Below are 25,593 nucleotides of genomic sequence, written 5' to 3' on the forward strand. Positions count from 1 at the left end.
ATGTCGTTACTTAAATAATGCCCATTTCTTTCCCTACTTTTTCATACTTACGAATTGCTTCATCTAACATTTCTTTCGTATGAGCTGCTGTAGGCATATTACGAACGCGTCCTGTTCCTTTAGCTACAGTTGGGAACACGATAGATTTTGCATATACGCCTTCTTCATTTAGACGTTTACTAAATTCTTGTGTTAATACTTCGTCACCAATAATACAAGGTGTAATTGGCGTTTCACTTTCTCCAATGTTAAAGCCAAGTTCTTTTAACCCTTGTTTTAAATAGCGGCCATTTTCCCATAAACGATCATGTAACTCTGTGCTTTCCATTAAAATTTCAATTGATCGCATACATGCAGCTGCATCAGCTGGTGTTAATGCTGTAGAGAATAAGAATGGACGTGAACGAACTTTTAACCAGTCAATTAAGTTTTGTTTCCCTGCTACATATCCACCAATTACCCCAATTGCTTTTGATAATGTACCAATTTGGAAATCAACTTTATCAGATAGACCGAAATGCTTTACAGTTCCTGCACCTTTTCCAAGTACACCTGAACCGTGTGCATCATCTACGTATGTCATTAAATCTAATTCTTCTGCAATCTCAACAATCTCTGGTAATTTTGCAACATCTCCATCCATTGAGAAGACACCGTCTGTAATTACCATTAATTTATTGTAAAGACCTGATTCTTTCGCCGCGATTGCTTTTTGGCGTAAATCTTCCATATCAGAATGTTTGTAAACAATAATTTTTGCCTTTGATAGACGACTACCATCAATGATAGAAGCATGGTTTAATTCGTCTGAAAGAATCGCATCATTTTTATCCATAACGGCTGAAATCGCTGCCATATTACAGTTAAATCCTGATTGGTAAGCAATTGCTGCTTCTGTATGTTTAAACTTTGCAATTGTCTCTTCTAATTTAATATGCAAATCTAAAGTACCGTTAATTGTACGAACAGCTCCTGCTCCAACACCGTACTTATGAATTGCACCAATTGCTGCTTCTTGCAAACGGCTATCTGTTGCTAACCCAAGATAGTTGTTTGAAGATAAGTTAATATATTCTTTTCCGCCAATTGTAATGATCGGTCCATTTGAACTCTCAAGCGGATCAATTACGTTATAAAGCCCCTTTGCTTTTAAATCCTCTAAATTTTCTTCTAAAAATTTCGCAAGTGTTTTACTAGACATTGTGAAGCCTCCCATCGTTCATGTAAGCGGATTATTGTCTTAATAGTTCTAATAATCCCTCTACTAGCTTAACACGTTTTCAGAATTTATTATAGAAAAATAGTTTAAAGTAACCGCTTACAATTCTAGATTATATATGATTCATTACAAGAAATCTATCATTTACTTTTCATATTTGATAGAATAAAAAAAATATTTAAGGGGGCTTCAATCATGGCATTTACTGAATCTGATGTATATAATAACGAAGCATTTTTTAAACAATATATGAAACGAAGATACCGAGAAAATAGCCCAAATGAGTCACTTGAAAAACCAGCCTTCTTTCAACTCATTGATGATGTGAAAGGAAAACAAATCCTTGATTTAGGCTGCGGAGACGCTAAATTCGGTGAGGAGTTATTAGAAAAAGGCTGCCACTCTTACACTGGTATTGAAGGCTCCGAACTTATGTATGAAAAAGCTAAAAAACAGCTAGAAAATAAAAATGGCTCCGTCCATTTTTTAAACCTTAAAGACTACACATACCCTCCTGCTACTTTTGATTTAGTAACATCTAGACTCGCCTTACATTATATTGAACATCTTGATATCATTTTTCAAAATGTGTTTCAAACTTTAAAAACAAATGGAACCTTTACCTTTAGCGTTCAACATCCCGTTATTACCTCTTCATTTGAAAGCTTACAAATGAGTGGTAAAAGAACTAGCTGGCTCGTCGATGATTATTTTAAACTAGGCAAACGGGTTGAACCATGGATTGACCAGGATGTTATTAAATATCATCGCACAACAGAAGAGTATTTCACATTGTTACAACAAGCCGGATTTACAATTACATCCTTAAAAGAAGCTACACCAAATCAAACTTATTTTCAGAGCGAAGAAGAATATGAACGACGTTTACGAATTCCCCTCTTCCTCTTATTCTCTTGCGAAAAATAAAAAAGACGATGAATCCTCATCGTCTTTTTTCATTAACTCATTGCCTGAGCAACCTCTTTACGTACACGTCTTCCTTTTCCATGCGGAATACAAAGTGGTGTCCCAAATAATGGATCCGTACTGATTTGACACTCCATTCGGAATACATCACGTACTAGCTTCTCATCTACTACTTCTTCCGGCTTACCTTGTGCATATATTTGTTTATCTTGAATGGCTACAATATTGTCTGCATAGCGGCATGCTAAATTTAAATCGTGTAATACCATAACAATTGTTCTTTGTTCTGTTTCATTTAATTCAAATAATAAATCTAGCACTTCAATTTGGTGAGTCATATCTAAATATGTAGTAGGCTCATCCAGTAAAATGATATCTGTATCTTGTGCAAGCGTCATTGCAATCCAAGCACGTTGACGTTGTCCACCTGAAAGAGCATGCACATCACGCTCAGCAAATTCTGTCATACCTGTTGCTGCGAGTGCTTTTTGTACCATTTCCTCATCTTTTTCTGACCATTGCTTCAACCATGTTTGATATGGATAACGCCCTTGCTTTACAAGCTGCAATACTGTAAGTCCTTCTGGCGCTTGCGGTCCTTGCGGCAAAATTGCCATTTGACGAGCAATTTGCTTCGTTTGCATACTTTGAATGGCTTGATTATCTAGCAAAATGTCACCAGTTGTTGGCTTTAATAATCTAGCTAGTGAACGTAATAAAGTTGATTTTCCACAACCGTTAGAACCGATAAAGATTGTAATTTCGCCTTTTGGAATTTCTAAATTCAACTCATCAATAATAATTGCTTCACCATAAGACAGCGTCAAACGTTTCGTCTCCAATGCTTTTTGCATATTCATCTCCCTTTATGAATTCCGACTTTTATAAAGTAAATAAATAAAATAAGGTGCACCAATTGCTGATGTAAATACCCCTGCTGGAATTTCAAGTGGGGTAAAAACTGTACGCCCGATTAAATCTGCAGCAAGTACTAAAATTGCACCAACAATAGCCGCAACTGGGAGTAATGCACCGTATAAAGAACCAACTAGTCTTCGTGAAATATGAGGTGCCATTAAACCGACAAATCCAATTCCTCCGGCAAAGGCAACTGCTCCGCCAATTAAAGCTGTACTAAGTAATAACATGAATACGCGTGACTTCGTTAAAGGAACACCAAGTCCTACCGCAATATCATCCCCTAGCTCTTGCGCATTTAAATGCCTAGCAGCTATAAATGATATTACCGTTAAGATGAGAACCCACGGCGCAAGTACCATAACATTTTGCCATGAAGAACCGTAAACAGTACCTGTAATCCATACATTCGCTTGACTCGCTTGATAAATAGGCGCTAACAACATAAACAAAGTCGTTGCCGCTTTCGTTAACGCCCAAAAACCAACACCAATTAAAACGAGACTAATCGGTGATAATCCGTCATTTCTCCATGCAAATAAATATACAAAAAGCGCTACAATCGTTGCCCCAGCAAAGGCTGCGAGCGGCATATAATGAATGCTTACGGTTAGCGCATTGTTTTTATCACTAAATATAGCTAAAAAGAGTACAACTGCGACACTTGCACCACCTGTAATTCCGATGATATCTGGAGAAGCAAGTGGATTTCGAACGAGCCCTTGTAAAATACAGCCTGCTATAGCAAGCGCGATTCCTACAAGAATGGCAATTAAAATACGTGGCATACGAAACTTATTTACAACCATATTTGACATTGCGTCGCCATTTCCGATAATCGCTTGCCATACGTCATAAGGAGCGATCTTCATATCCCCCATGCCTGCACTCGCAAAAAACAATCCTATTAAAACAACTAATAAACTTACTAAGACGATACAAGCTCGTTTATACATTAAAAATGAGAATCCGTCTTTTCCTATTCGAAACGGGATATACTTCTTCATTTGCTAAGCCCTCTCTTACGTGCAATATAAATAAAGAATGGAGCCCCGATAAATGCTGTCATAACCCCTACTGGTACTTCTTGTGGCATAATGACATATCTTGCTGCTATATCAGCCAAGATTAATAATATTGCCCCTAATAATCCGCTATACGGCACTCTCCATCTGTGGTCGACTCCAACAAGAAATCTAGCAAAGTGCGGAGTAACAATTCCTATAAACCCAATGGGACCAGCAACCGCAACTGAACCACCAGACAACAGTACAATAATAAGTAACACGAATGATTTCATTAAAATTGTTCGTTGTCCAAGTCCTTTCGCAACATCTTCCCCCATCATTAACGTATTTACTTTCCCCGCCATCATAAGAGATGCAATCCAGCCTATTAATAAATACGGGAATACAGATTGTAAAATTTCTAACTTTCTCCCTTGCACAGATCCGGCAAGCCAAAATAATACTTCTTCAAGCGCCTTTTCATTTAAAACAAGTAATCCTTGTGTTAATGATGAAAATAATGCACTAATTGCCACCCCTGCTAAAGTTAACTTAAGAGGCGTCGTCCCCTCTTTTCCTAAAGAACTAGAAGCAAATACAAGTACAGCTGCAACTGCTGCCCCTAAAAAGGCAATCCACGTGAAAGCTGATAATGATGTTACGGAAAAAATAACAATTGCTACAACTATGAAGAAAGCAGCACCTGAATTTAATCCAATAAAATCTGGAGAAGCAAGTGGATTCTTCGTTAAAGTTTGCATAAGACAACCTGCAATGGCTAAACTAGCACCAACACTAGCTGCAATTAATGCCCTTGGTAGACGCACATTTTGAATAATAATATGTTCATTGGAACCATTAAAATGAAAAAAAGCATCTAACGCTAATTTCCAACTCGTATTTGTATATCCGAAAATAATACTTCCCCAAATACAAGTAATTACTGCAATGATTCCAACAAATAACCCAATCCATTTTGCTTGATTTGTTTTTAATAACATGCAGCGTTTCCCCTTCAATGTATAATGATACGTTGTAAGTGTATTTCAACTTAATTCTCATTGTCAACGATAATGAGAACTATTTTCATTGATATGTATTGACAATCAAAAGATAAAAGCTTAATATCATGCTTGCTATTGAAAAAACTTCTCAGTATGTAGGGGGTACATAATGAAATTCGTGCAAAAGAAATCGTTTACAGTATTTGTATTTTTACTAGCCTTTTCACTACTTTTAAGTGCTTGTGGAAAATCAAATACGAAAGAAGAAACAAAAGAAGATACGAAAAAAGAAATGATTACGGTTGAACATGCAATGGGTAAAACAGAAGTTCCTGCGAATCCAAAACGTGTAGTTATTTTAACAAATGAAGGAACTGAAGCTTTACTTGAACTAGGTGTGAAACCAGTTGGGGCTGTAAAATCTTGGACTGGTGATCCATGGTATCCACATATTAAAGATAAAATGAAAGATGTAAAAGTTGTTGGTGATGAAGGACAAGTGAATGTGGAAACAATCGCTTCTTTAAAACCAGACTTAATTATCGGTAACAAAATGCGTCACGAAAAAGTGTATGAGCAACTAACAGCGATTGCACCTACTGTGTTCTCTGAGACGCTACGTGGTGAATGGAAAGACAACTTCAAATTTTATGCGAAAGCATTAAATAAAGAAAAAGAAGGTCAAAAGGTTTTAGCTGATTACAATAAAAGTATGAAAGATTTAAAAGCCAAACTAGGTGATAAAGTAAATCAAGAAATCTCTATGGTTCGCTTCATGCCTGGTGATGTTCGTATTTATCATGGCGATACATTCTCTGGTGTTATTTTAAAAGAACTTGGATTTAAACGTCCTGGAGATCAAAACAAAGATGATTTCGCAGAACGCAATGTATCTAAAGAGCGTATTTCTGCAATGGATGGTGATGTATTATTCTACTTCACATTCGATAAAGGCAACGAGAAAAAAGGCTCTGAATTAGAAAAAGAATATATCAATGATCCTCTATTTAAAAACTTAAATGCAGTAAAGAATGAAAAAGCATACAAAGTTGACGACGTTATTTGGAATACAGCTGGTGGTGTAATGGCTGCTAACCTACTACTAGATGACATTGAAAAACGCTTTGTTAAATAATACACCTCTAACCAGCTCCCTTCTATGGAGCTGGTTTTTTCATTTCACTGAAGTGTCACATTATTTCATTTTGTATTTTTATTCCCAATATGTTATATTATAAAAGTAAATAGAATATATTTTCTCTATATCAGAATAAATGTTTTAATCTAAATTTTCTGATTAATCATTATTTTATTTTCTTTTAGAATTCAATTATTACATTTGAAAACGCTTATCATCTCGTTTTCAGGGCAAAATACAGTAACGGTTGAAGAAAAATAGAACTTTTCTAGAAATTTTCTTTCTATTTCCATATAATTCTATTGACTTCTAAATATTTTGTGAATTAAAATAATTACATAAATATCCGTTATACAGGATTAGGGGGAAACAAAAATGGATGCAGCTTTAAAATTAGAAAAAGCTGGAGAACAACAATCACCAAAAAAACATCCACCAGGATTATATTTGTTGTTCTTAACAGAAATGTGGGAAAGATTTAGTTATTATGGAATGCGTGGCCTTTTAGTCCTTTATTTAACAACTGCTGCCGTTAGTGGCGGATTAGGATTTGATAAGGCAGTCGCAGTGCAATTATATGGTACTTTTACAGCAGCAGTATATTTCATGCCAATTATAGGCGGATGGCTAACTGATCATTATATTACAAGACGTCATGCCATTACTCTCGGCGGAATTATTATGGCGATTGGTAACTTTGTACTATTCTCCATGAATACAAAAACAGGACTATTCCTTGGATTAGTACTATTAGTTATTGGTAATGGATTCTTCAAACCAAATATTTCTACACTGTTAGGTGAATTGTATGACGAAAATGATTCACGTCGTGACAGTGCATTTACTATCTTCTATATGGGTATTAACGTAGGTGCTTTCTTCGCTCCACTTATTTGTGGATTTTTAGCAGAAGATTTCTTTAAAACAAGCGTTGATGGCGTTATGGTTATGGGATATAAATATGGATTCTTAGCAGCTTGTATCGGTATGATTATTGGACAAATTGTTTTCAACTTATTAGCTCCTCGCTACCTTGGTACAGCAGGAACAACAGTTGTTGGTAAAAAAACAAAAAATCAACCTGCAATCGAAAAGAAACCTTTAACAAAACAAGAAAAAAATCGCACTTGGGCAATTGTAATTTTAACTTGTTTCGTTGTATTCTTCTGGGCAGGCTTTGAACAAGCTGGTAGTTCTTTAACACTTTATACAGATAAATTTGTTGATCGTACAATTTTCGGATGGGAAGTTCCAACATCTTGGTTCCAATCCGTTAATCCAGCATTCATCGTACTACTTGCACCATTCGTATCTATGCTATGGTTAAAACTTTCTAAATCAAAACGTGGCGATTTAAAAGTACCAACAAAAATGGCATTTGGTATGATTTTACTAGGTATAGGTTACCTTGTTTTAACATTAGCGGTTCTAAAAACTGGAAGTACTGAAGCTGATATAACTGTTAAAGCAAACTTATTATTCATCGTTATCACTTATATGTTCCATACAATTGGCGAACTATTCTTATCACCAATCGGTCTATCAATGGTAAGTGCAATTGCACCTGTTAAATTAGCATCATTACTAATGGGTGTATGGTTAGCTGGTTCAGGTATGGCTAACTGGTTAGCTGGTAAGCTTGCTTCCTTTACACAATCATTAGGTTATCTTGAAGTATTTGCAAGTATCGGTATTATCGTTATCGTCCTAGGAGTTGTACTTCTTCTCTGCTCTAAAAAAGTTGCAAGTATGATGGAATAACACAAAAAAGACGCTTCTAAACATTTAGAAGCGTCTTTTCTATTACTTCTCCTCTAAAGCCGTCACGTTCACGTGAACGCTTTCTCCAGGATTAGATACATCATACACTTGAGCAACTCCACTCTGCTCGTCACAGCTCTCAATCCATACTGGTACGCCCTCATATGTAACGTCAATGCTACTTGAAGAAGATAAGATTTGTTTCACACGTTTTACATCCATACTACTATTCCTCCTTTTACTTACTACACTCCTTTCTATCTTTTCTTTTCCCTTTAGAATATATTCCATACAGTAGCATGTTAATTGGTAGCCTTTTCTTCCTTACATGCTAATATTTACTCTCGTATTACCTTTCTGACAAATAAAAAAAGACGTATATTCCACACGTCTTTTTCCATAATATTCAAATTTTAAGAAAATAATGTTTTTACAACTTCACTTACTTTATCATTATGAATTTGATAATACACTTCTAGTCCTCGTCTTTCAAAGCGTACTACTTTATTTTGTTTTAATTTCGTTAAATGTTGCGAAACCGTTGATTGTGGAATTTCTAACACTTCCTGTAATTGTGTTACATTACAAGTGCCACGTTGCATTAGTTCCATTACTAGACGTAGACGCAACGGATGCGCTAACGCTCTTAACATTTGTACATCTTCTTCTGAAATACGACATTCGAATTGATTTTGGCTCATAAAGTTCCCCTCATTTTCGTTTTTATTTTCTTTTTATTTATTTATATATCTGTTCTTATATTTCCTGTTACGACATAACTTTATCAACCTATAAAGCTGAAAATTTTTTCCACCTTTATCAGCAAAAAATTCAGGAAAAATTCCTTACTGATTTTGAATATTATACTATATGATATAATGAAAAAGCAAAAGTAAGGGCTATGAATACTTTGCTTACAAACGTTGTTTTATCAAGCTTTTTGTTATATTTTCACCTCACTGCAACGTACAGTAATGATATTGTAAAATACCGTCTATAATTGATAACCTATCGTAACGTATTTGGGTTATATTTAACCTCTTTGTTATGCTAAAAGGAATTTTCAGTAAAAAAGATAATGTAATATTAAAAATTGACTTATTGTTGTTTTAATTCGTATTGTACTTGCTCAGACTGTTATTCAAAACTTCCTATTAAATGCATTTGCCTTCTCTTTCTTACTAGATCAACTCAGACCAGCATGTGACCCCTATCAAATTTCAACATCATATATACTTAATGCAAAGACGTCATCTAACATATAAGATTAATGATATACGAACAAAGAAAACAATATAGAAATAACTTCAAAAAGCAAACTCAAATAGATTTGAGTTTGTTTTTTGTCTACTTTATGAACAAAGCATTTCTTTTAATACTATTATGGAATAATTATACTTTTTTACGTTGACAATAGTGTTGAAGGAGAATATACTAAGCATGTAAGTTGATTGTGAATTGTTTCACAAATAATGTGAATTTCTTCACATAAAATAGATAGGAGTTGTCATTATTATGAGTACTTGGACACAAATTTATGACCCATTAAACAATATTTGGTTATCTGCACTAATCGCAGCACTTCCAATTTTCTGCTTCATCATTTGTTTAATGGGACTAAAAATGAAAAGTTACATGGCTGGTCTTTACAGTGTGATTGTCGCTATTATTCTTGCTATATTCGTTTATAAAATGCCAGCAACCGTAGCTGTAGCATCTGCCGGATTCGGTGTTTTATCTGGATTTTATCCAATTTGTACTATCGTTATCGCAGCAATTTTCCTTTACAAATTAACTGTTAAAACAGAGCAATTCAACATCATTCGTGATAGTATTTCAAGCATTACAAATGATCAACGTTTACAAGTATTATTAATCGCTTATTCTTTCGGTGCTTTCTTAGAAGGCGCAGCTGGTTTAGGGGTTCCAGTTGCTATTACAGCTGCATTACTTGTAGGTATGGGCTTTAATCCATTAAAAGCAGCAGGTATTTGTTTAGTAGCTAACATCGCTGGTGGTGCTATGGGTGCTATGGGTATCCCAGTCACAGTACCAGCACAATTAACTGAGTTAGACGCATTAACTATCGGTCGTCAAACTGTTCTTATTTTACCATTCATTAGTATTGTTTTACCTTTCTTACTTGTATCAATGGTTGATGGAATTAAAGGTATTAAAGAGACTTGGCAAGGTATTCTTGTAAGTGGTGTTTCTTTCGCGGTTACTCAGTTCCTTGTAACTTACTTCTTAGGTGCAGAACTTACTAATATTTTCGCAGCCGTTGTAAGTATGATCTCTCTTGCATTATTCTTACGTGTTTGGCAGCCAAAATCTTCTACTCAAGAAGAAAAACAAGAAGAAAAAGTATCTCATACATTTAATCAAATTTTATATGCTTGGTCTCCATTCGTATTCTTAACTGCATTCGTAACAATCTTTAATTTAAAACCAATTAAAGCTTTATTTGCTCCGGATGGCGCACTAGCAAACTTAGTATTTAACATTCAATTCCCTGGTCTTCATAACGCTGTTATGAAAACTACACCTATTACAAAAGCTGATACACCTTTCGCAGCTGTTTTCAAATTTGATGTATTCTCATCTACAACTACTGCAATCGTATTAGCAATTATCGTTTCACTTATCGTATACCGTGTAAAAGGTAAAATGGTTAAAGAATTAATGGTTGAAACAATACAAGAACTAAAAGCTCCAGTATATACAATCTGTAGCGTTATCGCTTTAGCTTACGTAGAGAACTACTCTGGTATGTCATCTACACTTGGACTTGCATTCTCTTCTACTGGTAATGCATTCCCTGTTCTTTCCCCGATCTTAGGATGGATTGGCGTATTCATTACAGGTTCAGTAGTATCAAGTGGTTCATTATTTGCACCGCTTCAAGCAGTAACTGCAGATCAATTAAACATCGTTCCTTCTACTCTTGTTGCATTAAACGTAGTAGGTGGTACAATGGCAAAAATGGTTTCACCACAATCTGTAGCAGTTGCTTGTGCCGCAGTTGGACTAGTTGGTAAAGAATCTGTCCTATTTAAAACAGCAATGAAATACAGTTTAATCTTCTTAGCTATCATTAGCTTACTTCAATTAAACGCTGTATTTAATATCTTTTAAAAATAAAACACCGATCCAAATGGATCGGTGTTTTTTCACATTACATCTTCTTATTCTTTAATAAAGAAGCACCAGCAATTTCAGGATGCGTCATTTCGAATGGATCCAAAATAATATCCAATTCTTCTTCTGTCAGTACACCATGTTCTAAACATAACTCCCTAACAGATTTCCCTGTTTCAATTGCTTCACGCGCAATACGAGATGCTGCTTCGTAACCAATATGAGGGTTAACTGCCGTAATAATTCCAACACTTTTCTCAACATATTGCTTCAGCAATTCTTCATTTGCTGTAATTCCTTCAATACAATATTCACGGAATACACGGAATCCGTTATTCATAATACTTATAGATTGAATTAAATTAAATACGAGTACAGGCTCCATTACATTTAACTCTAATTGTCCTGCTTCTGATGCTAAACAAATTGTATGATCATTACCAATTACTTGGAAAGCAACTTGATTAATTACTTCTGCCATAACAGGATTTACTTTACCTGGCATAATAGATGAACCTGGTTGACGAGCTGGTAATTGAATTTCCGCCAATCCAACACGTGGACCAGATGCCATAATGCGAAGATCGTTTGCAATTTTAGACATGTTCATCATACATACTTTTAATGCCGCAGATACTTCTGTGTATGCATCTGTGTTTTGCGTTGCATCAACTAAATGCTCTGCACCAACAAGTGGGAATCCGCTAAATGTTCGCAAGTGTTTAACCACTTGTTCAATGTAGGTAGGGTTTGCATTTAATCCCGTACCAACAGCTGTCGCCCCCATGTTCACTTCATATAAATGTTGGCGAGACTGTTTAATTCTTTTTATATCACGCGCAAGCACTCGGCTATACGCTTCAAATTCTTGTCCAAGACGAATCGGAACAGCATCTTGTAAATGTGTACGTCCCATTTTAATGACGTGATCGAACTCTTTTGCTTTTGCACGGAAAGCAGAATGAAGTTCTTCCATTGTAATAAGAAGTTCTTCTAACATCATAAGAGTTGCAATATGAATTCCCGTCGGAAACGCATCATTTGTTGATTGAGCCATGTTTACATGAGTGTTTGGGCTAATTTTTGCATACTCGCCTTTTTCATATCCCATACGTTCTAACGCTCGATTAGCGATTACTTCATTTGTATTCATATTAATAGAAGTTCCAGCACCGCCTTGGATTGGATCCACGATAAATTGATCGTGGTATTTTCCATCAACAATTTCTTGCGCTGCTTCTGCAATTTCATGTCCAATGTCTTTCGCTAAGTAACCAGTATCCATATTTGCAAGAGCCGCCGCTTTTTTCACAATTGCCATTGCCGTAATGAGTGACGGATGAATGCGATATCCTGTAATCGGGAAGTTTTCTACAGCACGTAATGTTTGTACCCCATAATAAGCTACACTCGGTACTTCCTTTTCACCTAAAAAATCTTTTTCTATCCGTATATCCTTCGTTGCTATCATTTTCATCACCTATACTTTTCATTCTAAATCCCTATCTAAAAAATTCGCCCTCTAAAAATACGAGTATCATTCAGAAGAATTTTTCAGTATCCACCTTCACTATATAGCACCTTTTTTGAAAGCGCAAACATTTATTTTTCTATATATACTTTTTATAAAAATTTATAGAAAATCATTCTTCTACCTTCTTTATTTCCACTCGTTTAATTTGATGCATATCCTTTTCAAGGACTTTAAAAGAAAAGCCGTGTTTTTCAATAATATCTCCTTCAGCAACGATTTGCTTTTGTACCATAATCCAGCCACCAATTGTATCTACATCATCAGCGATCAAGTGTATACCAAATAAATCATTTACTTCACTAATAAGCACCTTTCCCTCTACGATCTTACACCCTTCACTTATATGCTCTATAGGCGGGTGTTCATCTTCATCGTATTCATCTCGGATTTCTCCAACAATTTCTTCTAAAATATCCTCTAGTGTAACAATACCCGCTGTACCGCCATATTCATCATATAATACAGCTAATGGAATTCGTTTTCTTTGCATTTGTAATAACAAATCATGTATAGGAATATTTTCTAGCACTTCAATAACTGGCCTTGTATATGGCGTAATTGAGCACTCCTCATCTCGATTACCGTCCATATAACGAATAAATAAATCCTTTACATTAACCATCCCAATGATTTCATCTTTATCTTCACCAAATACGGGGTATCTCGTGTACTTCTCTTGTGCGATTATTTTAATATGTGTTTCAAATGGTTCGTCCTCATATAAACCTACAACTTCCGTACGAGGTACCATAATTTCCTTTGCGACTCTATTATCGAATTCAAAAATATTATTTACATATTTAAATTCCCTTTGATTAATCTCTCCGCTCTCATAACTCTCGGATAAGATTAATCGTAATTCTTCCTCCGAATGAGCAACTTCATGTTCAGAAGCCGGATGTAATCCGAATAACCCTGTCACAAGCCTTGCAGAACCATTTAAAGCCCAAATAAACGGATACATTACTCGATAAAAGTAAATAATTGGCTTCGATAATAATAAGCTAACTTGCTCTGCCCTTTGTATAGCGAGCGTCTTCGGAGCAAGTTCACCAATGACAACATGTAAAAATGTAATCACTGCAAAGGCAATAATAAATGAAACTGTACTTGCAATTGCAGGAGATAAATGTAGTTTTAAAAACAACGGCTCGAGTAAATGTTTTATAGTTGGCTCTCCTAACCACCCAAGCCCTAAAGCAGTAATTGTAATACCTAACTGACACGCTGATAAATACTCATCTAAATTCGAAGTTACTTTTTTAGCTGCCAATGCTCCTCGTCGTTTTTCACTAACGAGTTGATCAATACGACTGCTACGCACCTTAATAATTGCAAACTCAACAGCTACAAAAAAACCTGTTAATGCAATAAGGATGGCTACCATCAATAATTTTATAATATCCACATATACCCTTTAGCTTTCTTAGCTAAAGTTACACCTCCTTTTAAAAAGAAGTTTCACTTTAGTTTCTTCATTTACGCAAAAGCAACCCTATATAAAATTCACCAATTTCAAACCTCATACAATTCTAAAGGTAGGCCGTCAGGGTCTTGAAAAAAGACGAATTTTTTTCCGGTTATTTCATCCATACGTATCGCTTCAGTCTCCACACCGCATTGTTTTAAATGGTTTACAGCCTCTCCTATATTTGTAACAGCAAATGCTAAATGTCTAAGTCCAGCCGCTTCTGGGAAACTTGGGCGCTCAGGTGGATTTGGAAATGAAAATAATTCAATTTGATACTCTTCCCCTACACATAAATCTAACTTATAAGAATCTCGTTCCTTTCTATATACTTCATTTATCGCTTTAAACCCCAATATCCGAGTATAAAAATCTTTTGACACTTCATAATTCGAACAAATAATTGCAACGTGATGCACTCTACTTATATTCATGACTTCTCTATTCCTTTCTTTACCAAAGATGCATATTCTCCCTTGAAATGAAAAACATATATAGCAGAATATCTCTTTTAGGGGGCTTACTATGAAATTTATTACTTTTTTCGTGGGACTTATCGTTGTTTTCTTCCTTGCTTATATTGCTAGCAACAATAAGAAACATATTAAATTTAAACCAATTTTCATCATGCTTATTATACAGTTGATTTTAACCTATTTATTATTAAATACAGAAATCGGTCTCATACTTATTCGGGTCATTTCCAGTCTGTTTACAAAACTACTCGAGTATGCTGCTGATGGTATAAACTTCGTATTTGGCGGTCTTGCCAATAAAGGTGAAATGTCATTTTTCCTTACTGTCTTATTACCAATTGTCTTCATTTCTGTTTTAATTGGTATATTACAGCATTTTAAAATATTACCATTCTTTATTCATTGGATCGGTTACTTCCTTAGTAAAATAAATGGTCTTGGGAAATTAGAATCTTATAACGCTATCGCATCTGCCATTGTAGGCCAATCAGAAGTTTTTATCACGGTTAAAAAACAATTAGCTCAAATTCCAAAACACCGTCTTTATACACTTTGTGCATCTGCCATGTCAACCGTATCTATGTCCATCGTAGGTGCCTATATGACGATGATTGAACCTAAATATGTAGTAACCGCACTCGTTCTCAATTTATTTAGTGGTTTTATTATCGTACTCATCATTAACCCTTACGACGTGAAAGATGAAGAAGATATTTTAGAAATTAAAGGCGAAAAGCAAAGCTTTTTTGAAATGCTTGGAGAATACATTCTAGATGGCTTTCGCGTAGCCATCGTTGTCGGCGCTATGCTTATCGGATTCGTCGCATTAATTAGTTGCATTAATGACCTATTCCTCATTATATTCGGCATTACTTTCCAGCAATTAATCGGCTACGTATTTGCGCCTGTTGCATTCCTTATCGGTGTACCTAGTTCTGAAATTGTCACAGCTGGTAGCATTATGGCAACGAAGCTTGTAACGAATGAGTTTGTAGCAATGATGGACCTTAATAAAATTTCTAATACCCTTTCTCCTCGTACAGTTGGTATTATTTCTGTTTTCCTCGTCTCTTTTGCCAACTTCTCTTCTATCGGTATTATTTCAGGTGCGGTAAAAGGATTAAACGAAGAACAAGGAAACGTCGTTGCCAGATTTGGCCTTAAATTACTATATGGAGCTACTCTCGTTAGCATTTTATCTGCAATTATCGTAAGCATTATGTTGTAATTAGGTAAAATTTTATCATTTTCTTATCCCTATCTTTTGTATACAATAACGAATAGATGTCTTATAAAGTGAAACTTTACTCAGAGGGGGCTATCCCCCTCTGAGTATTAGTTGAACCAATCGGGCTTTTACGGGCAGTTAACTCCCACCTAACTTCCTTGCATTCGCTGGACTTTGAGGTGGGAGTTTTACTGCCCGTTAATGCAGGATAAATAATCAAGACATCTATTTTTTATACATGTACAATCGCTTTTATTTAGCGTACAATATTTTTTATGTGTTTGAATGCGCTTCTAGATGTATACACTTTGATAGTTTTAAAGGAGAAAAATGATGAAATCCGATGATATGAACAAAGACACCCGATCCAAAAAAGGACGCTCAAAGAAAAAACGCCTACTCTGGTTCCTTCTTATTCCATTACTGATTATAGCACTTGGAGCAGGAGGCTATTCCTTCCATATATACAGTAAAGCGAAATCTGTGTTAAGTAATGCCTACTCTGAACTGGGCCGCGGGGATAAATCCAGCAAACGTGAAAAAGCCGTGAAACCTATGACTGACAACATTTCTGTACTTATTATGGGTGTTGATGAAAGTGATATTAGGGACAAGAATTACGGAAAAGCAACTCGTACGGATGCGCTATTACTTGCAACAATTAATAAAAACGATAAATCTGTTAAACTTGTGAGTATTCCACGTGACTCACGTGTCTACATTAAATCACGTGATAAATACGATAAAATTACACATGCGCACGTATTCGGTGGTGTGGACAGCACAATTGATACCGTGGAGAAATTTTTAGATGTTCCAGTTGATTACTATGTAAAATTTAACTTTAAATCATTTATCAAAATTGTCGATTCTCTTGGTGGTATTACTGTCGATGTTCCAGTTGAGTTTACAGAACAAAATAGTAAAGACGAAGCAGATGCAATTCACCTCAAAAAAGGACGCCAACATTTAAATGGAGAAGAGGCATTAGCACTAGCTAGAACTCGTCATATCGATAGTGATTACATGCGCGGCCAACGACAACAGCTTGTTTTAGAAGCTATTGCTGAAAAAGCACTATCTCTTAATTCCATTAATAAAATCGGTGGTCTACTAGACGCTGTCGATAAAGATTTAAAAACAAATTTAACTTTTGATGATATGATGACAATTGCCAAAAATTCAATGGATTCCAATCTAAAAATGGACAAAATGCAAGTAGAAGGTACTGATAAATATATAGGTGGTATTTATTATTACGTTCCAAATGAAAAAAGCGTCAATAATATTTCGACAACACTACAAGAACATCTCGGTGTTACGAATAAAAATGAACATAAAAAATTATAATAAAAAGGCTGCTAGATCTTTCTAGACAGCCTTTTTATTATAATTTTCAACATATTTCTCGTACATATTGTGACAAAAAGAGACAATTGTTACAACAGTGTAACGTTTTTTATAAAAACATTACACACATAGTGGAAATAATAGTATACTAGTACGTACATAATGTTATTTTCATCATTTTTATACAAAAAATGTAATACATATATTTATACAAAAATTTCTGGGGGGAAATAAATGAAGCTAAGTAAAATACTGATTGGTTCTGCAATTACTGGAGGCATATTACTTTGTGTAGGGGGTGTTGGTGGATATCAATATGTATCCAAACTAAATAATCAATTAAATACTACTGCATTACCAAATACTACATTTGAAGGTATTTCTCTCGATGGAAAAAATAAAAAAGATATTCAAAAAATTATTAATCAAAAGGTAACTGAATTAGATCAAAAATCTCTTACCTACATATTCCAAAATGATAAACAAACTTACACATGGAAAGATTTAGGTATAAATTATAAAGAAAAAGATATTATCGACAAAATCTTTAAAGAACAAGAAGGAAATGCAATAAATCGTTACCAAATGCGGAAGCAGGCCGAAAACGGTGAATTAAAACGTGACTATAAATTAACAGCTCAATTAAATACAACTGCTTATGAAAGCTTTATGAAGGATAAATATAATGACACATTAAAAAATCCTGTTAATGCCGAATTAAGTGTTGAAGGCTCTACAGTAAATATTAGCCAAAGTCAAAATGGAGAAAAAATTGATAAAGGAAAGTTAACTGATTTAACGAAACAGGCCATCACTTCTGGCTCATCGGACGTTACATTACCAGTTACACTATTAAAACCTGAGCGTTCTACAGAAGATATACAGAAAATGGGGATTAAAGAAGTAATTGCTGAATATTCAACTCCTATGGCTGGCCGTAATGGAAATCAATCCTATAACGTAAATAAGTCAGCTAATACTTTAAGTGGAGTGATTGTCGCACCTGATGAAACGTTTAGTTTTAATGGCCGCGTTGGTGTAACAGATGCTGCACATGGTTATAAATCCGCAGCCGTATATTCACAAGGTAAGGTTATACAAAGTGCAGGCGGAGGCGTTTGCCAAGTTAGTAGCACATTATATAGCGCAGCTTTAAGGGCAGATTTAGGAATTGTTTCTCGAAGCAATCATTCTATGCCCGTAAATTATTTACCACTTGGGCAAGATGCAGCAGTGGCAGATTATGGTCCGGATTTAAAATTTAAAAACAATACAGGCAATCATATTTATATTCAAGCATTTTCAAATGGAGGCAGTATTACTACTCGTATTTTCGGAACAAATACTGGTAAAAATGTTGAAGTGTCTTCTCAAGTAATTAGCAGGACTAATGATAAAATAACAGCAGTTACATATAAAAAAGTAACACAAAACGGTGAAGTACTATCTAATGGACAAATTTCAAAAAGCGTATATAAAAGCGCTCCAAAACAATAAGACACTATCAAACGAATAAATTAAAAAAACAAAAAAGGCGTGATCTACTCACGCCTTTTTCTTTTGCAATAATAGTAAAAAAGCTTCAAGATGGTCTTTCGTTTCTTCTAAAGACCACATGCGATTTCCTTGCTTCGCAGCTAATACGCACGCCTCTTCCCAAGCGTTCTTTTTCTTCATATATAATAATTCATCGCGTAATTTCAAAACAATTTCTTCATCTTCTTGCTCTATAAACTCTTCCATCACGCCTACTATTTCATCCTCATGGATACTTAACGTACAATACGATTTGAGAAAATATTGTAATGTCGTATACATATTTACTCCCCCTTCTTATTTATCAGATGGATAAGAAGTAATGATCTTATATCCTAAATCTCCTGACTTATCTCTCGCCAAAACAGTAACAGTTTTTACTAACTTGTCTTTTACATTCATATTTTTCTTTATTACCGTTTTTCCAACTGGGAATGAATGAGTTGTATTTAATACGAGACGAGCCTCTTTAGAATTTTTTAACCAATCTTGAATTTCCTTATCATGCTGCTTCAAACTATCTTTTACAGCTTTCGTCGCTGTTTCCTTATCATAGTATGTACTTGCCGCTGATACTTTATCTGTCTTCAAGCGATTCTTCAAATCCTCTTCTGATTTTCCTACATGTCTTTCAATTGTATGACCATTTTTAGGTGGCCCTTCCATTTCATCTAAAATATTATCACTAATTTTTTCTACTGATGTCGATTGATTCCCTGTTTGTTTCTCTGTTTTTTGTTCTTTTCCTGCACATCCACTTAAGATCAGCATTAATGCCAATAAACTACTCAAGAAAAGACTACTTATTCGTTTCATCATATCACCTCTTCCATGATTATTATCGTAACTTCACTAAAAGTCAATTTCACAACGAAAAAACATATACATTTTTAAAATTCCTCATCAATTTTGCCATATTACCACCCTAATTTCATTAAACTACTATTTTGGACCCTCTCTGAAATATACCCCTATGTTTTTTAATTATTTCCCGACTTTAATCACCACTTAAAAACACCGAACAAACCTTTTAAATAAAGGATTTGTTCGGTGTTTTCCAAACTAGAATAATATACCCCTTATTTTATATACCCAATACCCATATAAGGTATACACACGGTATTTTATCAACAGTTTCCTACATTATGTAAATTTGCACTTGCCTACACAATAGAAATATGGTGTAATGCAAAAAAAGATAAAGGATTTTAAACAATGGCTGAAACAATTCAAAACTTCTTAACAGACTATTATTCAATCGCAATTCCACTTAGTATCTTAATTAACGTCATCATCAGTCTTTTAGGTTTTATCCCTAGTATTTTTTTGACCGCTATTAACATACAGCTATTTGGTGTAACGAATGGAACTATTATTTCGATCACTGGTGAGGCATTAGGGGCTATTATCTCGTTTTATATTTATCGTATAGGCCTTCAGAAATTCACTCACAACAAAGTAAATAAGTATCCAAAGGTAGAACGCCTACTTTATGTAGAAGGTAGAGAGGCCTTTCTACTCGTTCTATCGTTTCGATTCATACCCTTCATCCCATCTAGTATCGTTACTTTATTTGCCGCTCTAGGCAAAATGTCATTACTCTCTTTCAGTATTGCCAGCACAATAGGTAAAATACCGGCTTTGTTAATCGAAGTATATTCTGCCTATCATGTCATGAATGGAACGAATGAAGCGAAGTGGATTGTAACAATTGCGGGCGCTATTGGATTGTTTTATTTGTGGAAAAAATGGAGAAAAAAATAAAGAAGGAGCATAGGCTCCTTCTTTATTTTTGAAGTATTTTATTAATAATACTCTCTTAAACCCTTAGTTTACACCAACAGCACTAAATGATTGCTTCACTGCTGCTACTTCCGCAGAAGTCGCACCATATAAATCAGCTGCAGCTTGTACTGCACCAGCACGAGCTTGGCTAAATGTAGTAGATTGCGTGAAATATTGTGTGTTTGCGCGGTAATAAATTGCACCTAACTTATCTTTACCAATACCAGTTACAGTTACACCAGAATGTGTACCGCCATTTGCTAATAAATAAGCTTGTTTGTTAATGATACCACTGTTCGTATGAACTCCACCGTTATCACTTGAACCAGTGTAACGCTTAGAATAATGGTCTGGGTCACCATATTTCGCTGGATCACTCATAGAACGAAGCGCATCTCCTGCTTTACCAGGCGTATAAATATCTTCACCAATCTCCCAATCTGGGTTTCGGTTATCATAGAATTCTACTAAAGTACCAAAAATATCAGAAATTGCTTCATTTAGCGCTCCTGATTCATTTTGATAAATTAAATCTGAGCTGTTTTCCGTAACAGCATGCGTTAATTCGTGACCAATTACATCAATTCCACCAGATAATGAAGTAAACGTTACACCATCACCATCTCCGTATACCATTTGTGAGCCATTCCAGAACGCATTATTATACTTACTTCCGTAATGAACTGTCGATTTTAACGGAGCTCCTGCATCATTAATAGAGTTTCTATTAAATGTAGCTTTATAATAATCATATGTTCTACCCGCATAATAATGAGCATCTACTGCCGCTGCATCATAAGCTGCATTGAAAACATTATCCGCATCTGCCCATAATGTTCCTGGTAATGTTGAGCGGTTTTTCGCATCATATGTGAAAATCGTTGCTCCGCGCGTATTATCTTGTAAGTAGTAAGACGATCCAGATAACGTTGTATTAAGCGACTTTGTATCTCCTAATACACCTTTACCAGTTCCTACTTTATTCGTTCCTGTTACAGGCTTTACAACCGCCTTTGCTTCTTGTTTAGGAGCTTCTTGCTTAACCGGTGACTTATCTTCATTTGCTACATGATCAAGTTTATTATATTTATTTAATACTTTACCGCTTTCTGCTTCAATGAAATAGTAGTAGTTTCCTGGGCTTGGATCTAAGAAGTTTAGATTCACAACGTATGCATATGTTGTTTCTTCACCATTTTGATATACATATAAGTCCGCTTTTGGTTCTACCTCATATTTCGGTTTTACACCTAAATCTTGCTGCGCGATTTCAATTGCTTTTGCGCCTTCGATCTTATTTTTATTCTTCAACTTTTCCTTTTTGTCTAAATCAGGCGCAACTGTTCCAGACAATACTTTTAAAGAACCATCTTTACTTACGTGAGCTACTTGAGTAGATCCCCATACAGGTACTCCTTCATATACTTGTTGCATACGTACTACTGTTGCATCAGTTACAGCATCTTTTTTCACTTGTTTCACTTTGAAAGAATCTTGCGCACTCTTTTCCCCTAGTTTGTAATCACCTTTTGCCGCGTTTAAGTAATCAAACACAACAGATTCTGCTTTCTTACCAGTCGCTCCAGTTAAATCACCAGAAATAAACTCAGGTGATTGCACCGTTTCATTGTACTTCTTCGTAGAGAGCACATTTTTAGAATCCGCAAATGCAGAGCCTGTCCCTCCAAACGTTGTAACTGCCATTCCTGCCGCTAACACTAACGCTAAACTTTTCTTTTTCATGAATCTTCCCCCTAATAAATTATTTTTTGAAAAAGAGTAGTTTTATCGTAGCACTATGTTTCCACTATTAATATACTAAAAATTCAAATAATTATTTTCTCAAGTTTTGTAGAATTTTGAGGAACAAATATTGAAAAAACCCCTTTCCAATTGGAAAGGGGTTTCTCAATATTATAAATTTACTTCTTGCGATGCATTAGCATCTAATGCATAAGTATCTGGTTTATTCGTATATTGTACTCCACCAACAATTGTAAGCACTACTGCCAATGTTAAAATTCCAGCTATTACTTTTTTCATTTTCCATCCTCCTTATGATTTTCTAACATTTCAATAACTAATTTATAATATTGATTACTTTGTTCAAATTTTAATGATTGAGCAAAATATTCTGCAAGTTCTATATATACTTTCTTTAATTCAATTTTATTTCCTGCTGATTTATAAAAAGGTATCGCTTCTAATTCTAAAAATTCTTTATATTCTTTCGCTTCTCCAAAATACTTATATTGAAGCATAAGGATCAAATACAATTTTGTATTAAAACGCTCTTCACGTTTAGCAGCAGTAACGCCTTTATTAATCCATTCTTTCGCTTCTTCAAACTGCTCTAATTTAATACAAGATAGTGCCATTTCATATACTGTATCTATATAATTTAAATCTACTTGTTTTTGAAGTTGTAAACTCTCTAAATAGTGCTCTTTTGCTTGCTGATATTTTTTCTTTTTGTAATATATATTCCCCATATTACTTAGAGTAATAGACATAAGAACATCTTTATCTGCAAAAGCCTCCGCTTCCCTCAATATATTCTCATACATTGTTAAAGCTTCTTCATATTGCCCTTGTTCTGCATAACTCAATGCAATGAGAATTTGACAATTTATCACATTTCGAAATTTATACTCACTCCTAAATGCCTCTAATGCGATATTCGCAAAATGTAAAGTAAGATGCTGAATTTCCAAATGACTATAAGTAAGTGCAATATTATAATAAATTCCTGTCTCATGATATCCAAGTTCTTTAGCCATGATCTCTGTCTCAAGTAAATCCTCTAATCCTTTTTTCCACTTATATTGTAAACAGCATAATAATCCCTTACTATACGTATATAATAACTTCTGAAAAGGTGAAAATTTCTTATATGCCTTCTTAAGCTTCTCTAATTCTTCTGCGATTGCCGGCAATTCTCTTTTCATCAGTAAATAGCGTATATTAAGTAATTTATAATAATTTATGATTTCAAAATCTTGAACACTTTGCATATCCTCTTCCAGTTCGTTACGTATGCGTTCAATCTGTGCCTTATCCAAACGGATTAGTGCATTCAACCATTCATCTAGCTTCCCCTTCACATCTTCTTCTACATCTCTCAAATCCGTCACGGCAATTTCTAACCTTGTGCAGAGCAATTGTAGAATTTCTTCTGATGCCTCGATCTTTCCATTTTCGATTTTACTTAAGTATGAGACAGAACAAATGCCCTGACATAATTCTTCTTGTGTCATTTTTTGCTGTAGCCGTTTATAAAAGACTTGTTTGCCTATTTTTTCTAATGTTTGTTGCATTGTCCTCCTCCATTCTCATTACCCCCATTACTCTAATAATACATAAAATCTTGAGAAATATAAATTGATAAATGTTAATTTTCTAAAAAATATGCAATATTTCATTTTTTTTCCTCTTGACTCTACTTCCATATCCATTCTTTGCTACGAACGATTAAAAATTGGTATACTATAACCAAATTATGGAGGTGTTTTCGCGATGACTTATTATAAAGACGATAGCTATGCCTTACATACAGATTTATATCAAATTAATATGGCTTATACATATTGGAAAGATGGTATTCATAATCGCCGCTCGGTGTTTGATTTATACTTTCGAAAGCTTCCATTCGAGAACGGTTATGCTGTTTTTGCTGGCCTTGAAAAGATTGTAGAGTACATAGAAAACTTCAGCTTTACCGAAAGCGATATCGCTTATTTAGCAGAATTACAATTTGAAGAAGAATTCCTTCAGTATTTACAAAATATGAAATTCACTGGGACCGTTCGAAGTATGCAAGAAGGTGAAGTTGTATTTAATAACGAGCCTTTATTACGTGTTGATGCACCGCTCGGCGAAGCACAAATTATTGAAACTGCCCTGTTAAACATTGTGAATTACCAAACATTAATTGCAACAAAAGCTGCTCGTATGAAGCATGCTGCAAATAACGATGAACTTTTAGAATTCGGCACAAGACGTGCCCACGAGTTTGATGCTGCTCTTTGGGGCACACGCGCTGCCTTTATTGGTGGTTTCTCATCTACGAGTAACGTACGGGCTGGGAAGCGCTTCGGAATACCTGTAGCAGGCACACACGCTCACTCTTTCGTTCAAGCATATCGCGATGAATATGTCGCGTTTAAAAAATACGCTGAAACTCATAAAAAATGTGTCTTTCTCGTTGATACATACGACACTTTAAAATCAGGTGTTCCAAATGCGATTCGCGTCGCGAAAGAGTTTGGGGATCGTATCGATTTTTATGGAATTCGCCTTGATAGTGGTGATATGGCTTATTTATCTAAAAAGGCAAGAAAACTACTAGATGAAGCTGGGTTTACAAATACAAAAATTATTGCTTCTAGCGATTTAGATGAATACACAATTATGCACTTGAAATCTCAAGGCGCAAAAATTGATGTATGGGGCGTTGGAACAAAATTAATTACGTCCTTTGAACAACCAGCGTTAGGGGCTGTCTATAAACTAGTTGCGATTGAAGATACTGATGGAAAGTTAAATGATACAATTAAAATTTCATCTAACCCTGAAAAAATTACCACTCCAGGACTGAAACGAATTTATCGCATTATCAATCGAGTTAACGATCATGCAGAAGGCGATTATATTGCATTAGATTCTGAAGAGCCAGGAAAAGAAGAACGTTTAAAAATGTTTCATCCTGTTCACACGTATATAAGTAAATTTGTAACAAACTTTGAAGCACGCGAACTGCATAAAGACATTTTCATTAACGGCGAAAGAACATATGAATTACCAGATATATTAGATATTCAAAAATATAACGAACAGAGTCTCGCACTATTTTGGGAAGAATATATGCGAACTTTAAATCCCGAAGAGTACCCTGTCGATTTAAGTCAAGAATGTTGGGATCATAAAATGAATTACATTCAAACTGTTCGAGAACAAGTTGAAAAAAATATACAAAAATAAAACAGAGAAGCTTTTCCTTCTCTGTTTTTTCAATACGATATGTATCTTTGTGGAAAATATATTAAAATAGTACGACAAATATTTTTTATTTGTAAATTTTAATATTACGTTATTTGTTTATAAA

General features: G+C 34.9%; 23 protein-coding genes. 9 read left to right on the forward strand and 14 right to left on the reverse strand.

Features of this window, described 5'->3' with window-relative positions:
* Window positions 1-10 precede the first annotated feature (10 nt).
* The gene (locus QEP67_RS24825) at window positions 11-1,201 is read right to left on the reverse strand and encodes a glycine C-acetyltransferase (RefSeq protein ID WP_048567109.1); all 1,191 of its coding nucleotides are present in this window, start codon (window positions 1,199-1,201) and stop codon (window positions 11-13) included.
* 213 nt (window positions 1,202-1,414) lie between these two features.
* Here QEP67_RS24825 and QEP67_RS24830 point away from each other — a divergent pair, with 213 nt between their 5' ends.
* Entirely contained in the window at window positions 1,415-2,146 is a 732-nt protein-coding gene (locus tag QEP67_RS24830; protein WP_000885956.1) for a class I SAM-dependent methyltransferase, read from the forward strand.
* 32 nt (window positions 2,147-2,178) lie between these two features.
* Here QEP67_RS24830 and QEP67_RS24835 read toward each other — a convergent pair whose 3' ends face one another.
* From QEP67_RS24835 to QEP67_RS24845, 3 genes are read right to left on the reverse strand one after another with little or no spacing between them, the layout of a single operon-like run.
* Window positions 2,179-3,000 (reverse strand): ABC transporter ATP-binding protein, encoded by an 822-nt coding sequence (locus QEP67_RS24835; RefSeq protein ID WP_001167944.1) that lies wholly within the window; start codon window positions 2,998-3,000, stop codon window positions 2,179-2,181.
* A gap of 12 nt (window positions 3,001-3,012) precedes the next feature.
* Entirely contained in the window at window positions 3,013-4,071 is a 1,059-nt protein-coding gene (locus tag QEP67_RS24840) for an iron ABC transporter permease (protein ID WP_000760037.1), read from the reverse strand.
* The gene (locus tag QEP67_RS24845) at window positions 4,068-5,072 is read right to left on the reverse strand and encodes an iron ABC transporter permease (protein WP_000925209.1); all 1,005 of its coding nucleotides are present in this window, start codon (window positions 5,070-5,072) and stop codon (window positions 4,068-4,070) included. The genes QEP67_RS24840 and QEP67_RS24845 overlap by 4 nt, the downstream gene beginning before the upstream one ends.
* A 172-nt stretch (window positions 5,073-5,244) precedes the next feature.
* Here QEP67_RS24845 and QEP67_RS24850 point away from each other — a divergent pair, with 172 nt between their 5' ends.
* Together QEP67_RS24850 and QEP67_RS24855 are read left to right on the forward strand one after the other, a co-directional pair.
* Window positions 5,245-6,210: an iron-siderophore ABC transporter substrate-binding protein gene (locus QEP67_RS24850; RefSeq protein ID WP_000673898.1), complete on the forward strand. Its 966-nt coding sequence runs from the start codon at window positions 5,245-5,247 to the stop codon at window positions 6,208-6,210.
* 378 nt (window positions 6,211-6,588) lie between these two features.
* Window positions 6,589-7,974, forward strand: coding sequence for a peptide MFS transporter (locus QEP67_RS24855; protein ID WP_000338334.1), 1,386 nt, complete (start codon window positions 6,589-6,591; stop codon window positions 7,972-7,974).
* A 42-nt stretch (window positions 7,975-8,016) separates the two neighbouring features.
* On the opposite strand, the gene QEP67_RS24860 is transcribed toward QEP67_RS24855, so the two are convergent.
* Window positions 8,017-8,196 (reverse strand): acid-soluble spore protein H, encoded by a 180-nt coding sequence (locus QEP67_RS24860; RefSeq protein ID WP_000382688.1) that lies wholly within the window; start codon window positions 8,194-8,196, stop codon window positions 8,017-8,019.
* A gap of 191 nt (window positions 8,197-8,387) precedes the next feature.
* The gene (locus QEP67_RS24865) at window positions 8,388-8,675 is read right to left on the reverse strand and encodes a metalloregulator ArsR/SmtB family transcription factor (RefSeq protein WP_000081429.1); all 288 of its coding nucleotides are present in this window, start codon (window positions 8,673-8,675) and stop codon (window positions 8,388-8,390) included.
* Between the two features lie 814 nt (window positions 8,676-9,489).
* Between QEP67_RS24865 and QEP67_RS24870 the strand changes: the two genes are divergently transcribed.
* A complete protein-coding gene (locus tag QEP67_RS24870) occupies window positions 9,490-11,109 on the forward strand; it encodes a lactate permease LctP family transporter (protein ID WP_000109126.1) in 1,620 nt (539 codons plus the stop codon).
* 40 nt (window positions 11,110-11,149) lie between these two features.
* Here QEP67_RS24870 and aspA read toward each other — a convergent pair whose 3' ends face one another.
* The 3 genes from aspA to QEP67_RS24885 all read right to left on the reverse strand — a co-directional run bounded on the left by aspA (window position 11,150) and on the right by QEP67_RS24885 (window position 14,548).
* Complete coding sequence (gene aspA, locus QEP67_RS24875) at window positions 11,150-12,583, reverse strand: aspartate ammonia-lyase (RefSeq protein WP_000562162.1); 1,434 nt, start codon at window positions 12,581-12,583, stop codon at window positions 11,150-11,152.
* Between the two features lie 172 nt (window positions 12,584-12,755).
* Entirely contained in the window at window positions 12,756-14,054 is a 1,299-nt protein-coding gene (locus QEP67_RS24880; protein WP_000351385.1) for a hemolysin family protein, read from the reverse strand.
* A gap of 107 nt (window positions 14,055-14,161) precedes the next feature.
* Entirely contained in the window at window positions 14,162-14,548 is a 387-nt protein-coding gene (locus tag QEP67_RS24885) for a VOC family protein (protein ID WP_048567112.1), read from the reverse strand.
* 91 nt (window positions 14,549-14,639) lie between these two features.
* On the opposite strand from QEP67_RS24885, the gene QEP67_RS24890 reads away from it, so the two are divergent.
* The 3 genes from QEP67_RS24890 (at window position 14,640) to QEP67_RS24900 (ending at window position 18,665) form a co-directional block, all read left to right on the forward strand.
* On the forward strand, window positions 14,640-15,818 hold the full coding sequence (locus tag QEP67_RS24890) for a nucleoside transporter C-terminal domain-containing protein (RefSeq protein ID WP_000668859.1): 1,179 nt from the start codon (window positions 14,640-14,642) through the stop codon (window positions 15,816-15,818).
* A gap of 330 nt (window positions 15,819-16,148) precedes the next feature.
* Window positions 16,149-17,168 carry an LCP family protein gene (locus QEP67_RS24895; RefSeq protein WP_048567113.1) on the forward strand — a complete coding sequence of 340 codons (1,020 nt, stop codon included), beginning with the start codon at window positions 16,149-16,151 and terminating at the stop codon, window positions 17,166-17,168.
* Between the two features lie 234 nt (window positions 17,169-17,402).
* On the forward strand, window positions 17,403-18,665 hold the full coding sequence (locus tag QEP67_RS24900) for a VanW family protein (RefSeq protein WP_000777385.1): 1,263 nt from the start codon (window positions 17,403-17,405) through the stop codon (window positions 18,663-18,665).
* A 48-nt stretch (window positions 18,666-18,713) separates the two neighbouring features.
* On the opposite strand, the gene QEP67_RS24905 is transcribed toward QEP67_RS24900, so the two are convergent.
* On the reverse strand, window positions 18,714-18,986 hold the full coding sequence (locus QEP67_RS24905; protein ID WP_000288799.1) for a hypothetical protein: 273 nt from the start codon (window positions 18,984-18,986) through the stop codon (window positions 18,714-18,716).
* Window positions 18,987-19,001: 15 nt separating this feature from the next.
* A complete protein-coding gene (locus QEP67_RS24910) occupies window positions 19,002-19,520 on the reverse strand; it encodes an RNase A-like domain-containing lipoprotein (protein ID WP_000822712.1) in 519 nt (172 codons plus the stop codon).
* A 399-nt stretch (window positions 19,521-19,919) separates the two neighbouring features.
* Here QEP67_RS24910 and QEP67_RS24915 point away from each other — a divergent pair, with 399 nt between their 5' ends.
* Window positions 19,920-20,468 (forward strand): VTT domain-containing protein, encoded by a 549-nt coding sequence (locus QEP67_RS24915; protein WP_000852213.1) that lies wholly within the window; start codon window positions 19,920-19,922, stop codon window positions 20,466-20,468.
* A gap of 63 nt (window positions 20,469-20,531) precedes the next feature.
* Here the strand turns inward: QEP67_RS24915 and QEP67_RS24920 are convergent, their stop codons facing one another.
* The 3 genes from QEP67_RS24920 to QEP67_RS24930 all read right to left on the reverse strand — a co-directional run bounded on the left by QEP67_RS24920 (window position 20,532) and on the right by QEP67_RS24930 (window position 23,806).
* Window positions 20,532-22,232 carry a M4 family metallopeptidase gene (locus QEP67_RS24920; RefSeq protein ID WP_000730359.1) on the reverse strand — a complete coding sequence of 567 codons (1,701 nt, stop codon included), beginning with the start codon at window positions 22,230-22,232 and terminating at the stop codon, window positions 20,532-20,534.
* Between the two features lie 171 nt (window positions 22,233-22,403).
* Window positions 22,404-22,532: an NprX family peptide pheromone gene (locus QEP67_RS24925; protein ID WP_000755493.1), complete on the reverse strand. Its 129-nt coding sequence runs from the start codon at window positions 22,530-22,532 to the stop codon at window positions 22,404-22,406.
* Window positions 22,529-23,806: a tetratricopeptide repeat protein gene (locus QEP67_RS24930; RefSeq protein ID WP_001187950.1), complete on the reverse strand. Its 1,278-nt coding sequence runs from the start codon at window positions 23,804-23,806 to the stop codon at window positions 22,529-22,531. The genes QEP67_RS24925 and QEP67_RS24930 overlap by 4 nt, the downstream gene beginning before the upstream one ends.
* Window positions 23,807-24,005: 199 nt before the next feature.
* Between QEP67_RS24930 and QEP67_RS24935 the strand changes: the two genes are divergently transcribed.
* Window positions 24,006-25,469, forward strand: coding sequence for a nicotinate phosphoribosyltransferase (locus tag QEP67_RS24935; protein WP_000222903.1), 1,464 nt, complete (start codon window positions 24,006-24,008; stop codon window positions 25,467-25,469).
* The last annotated feature ends 124 nt before the right edge of the window (window positions 25,470-25,593 follow it).

The sequence above is a fragment of the Bacillus cereus group sp. MS39 genome (assembly GCF_040448665.1).
Lineage (GTDB): Bacteria > Bacillota > Bacilli > Bacillales > Bacillaceae_G > Bacillus_A > Bacillus_A wiedmannii.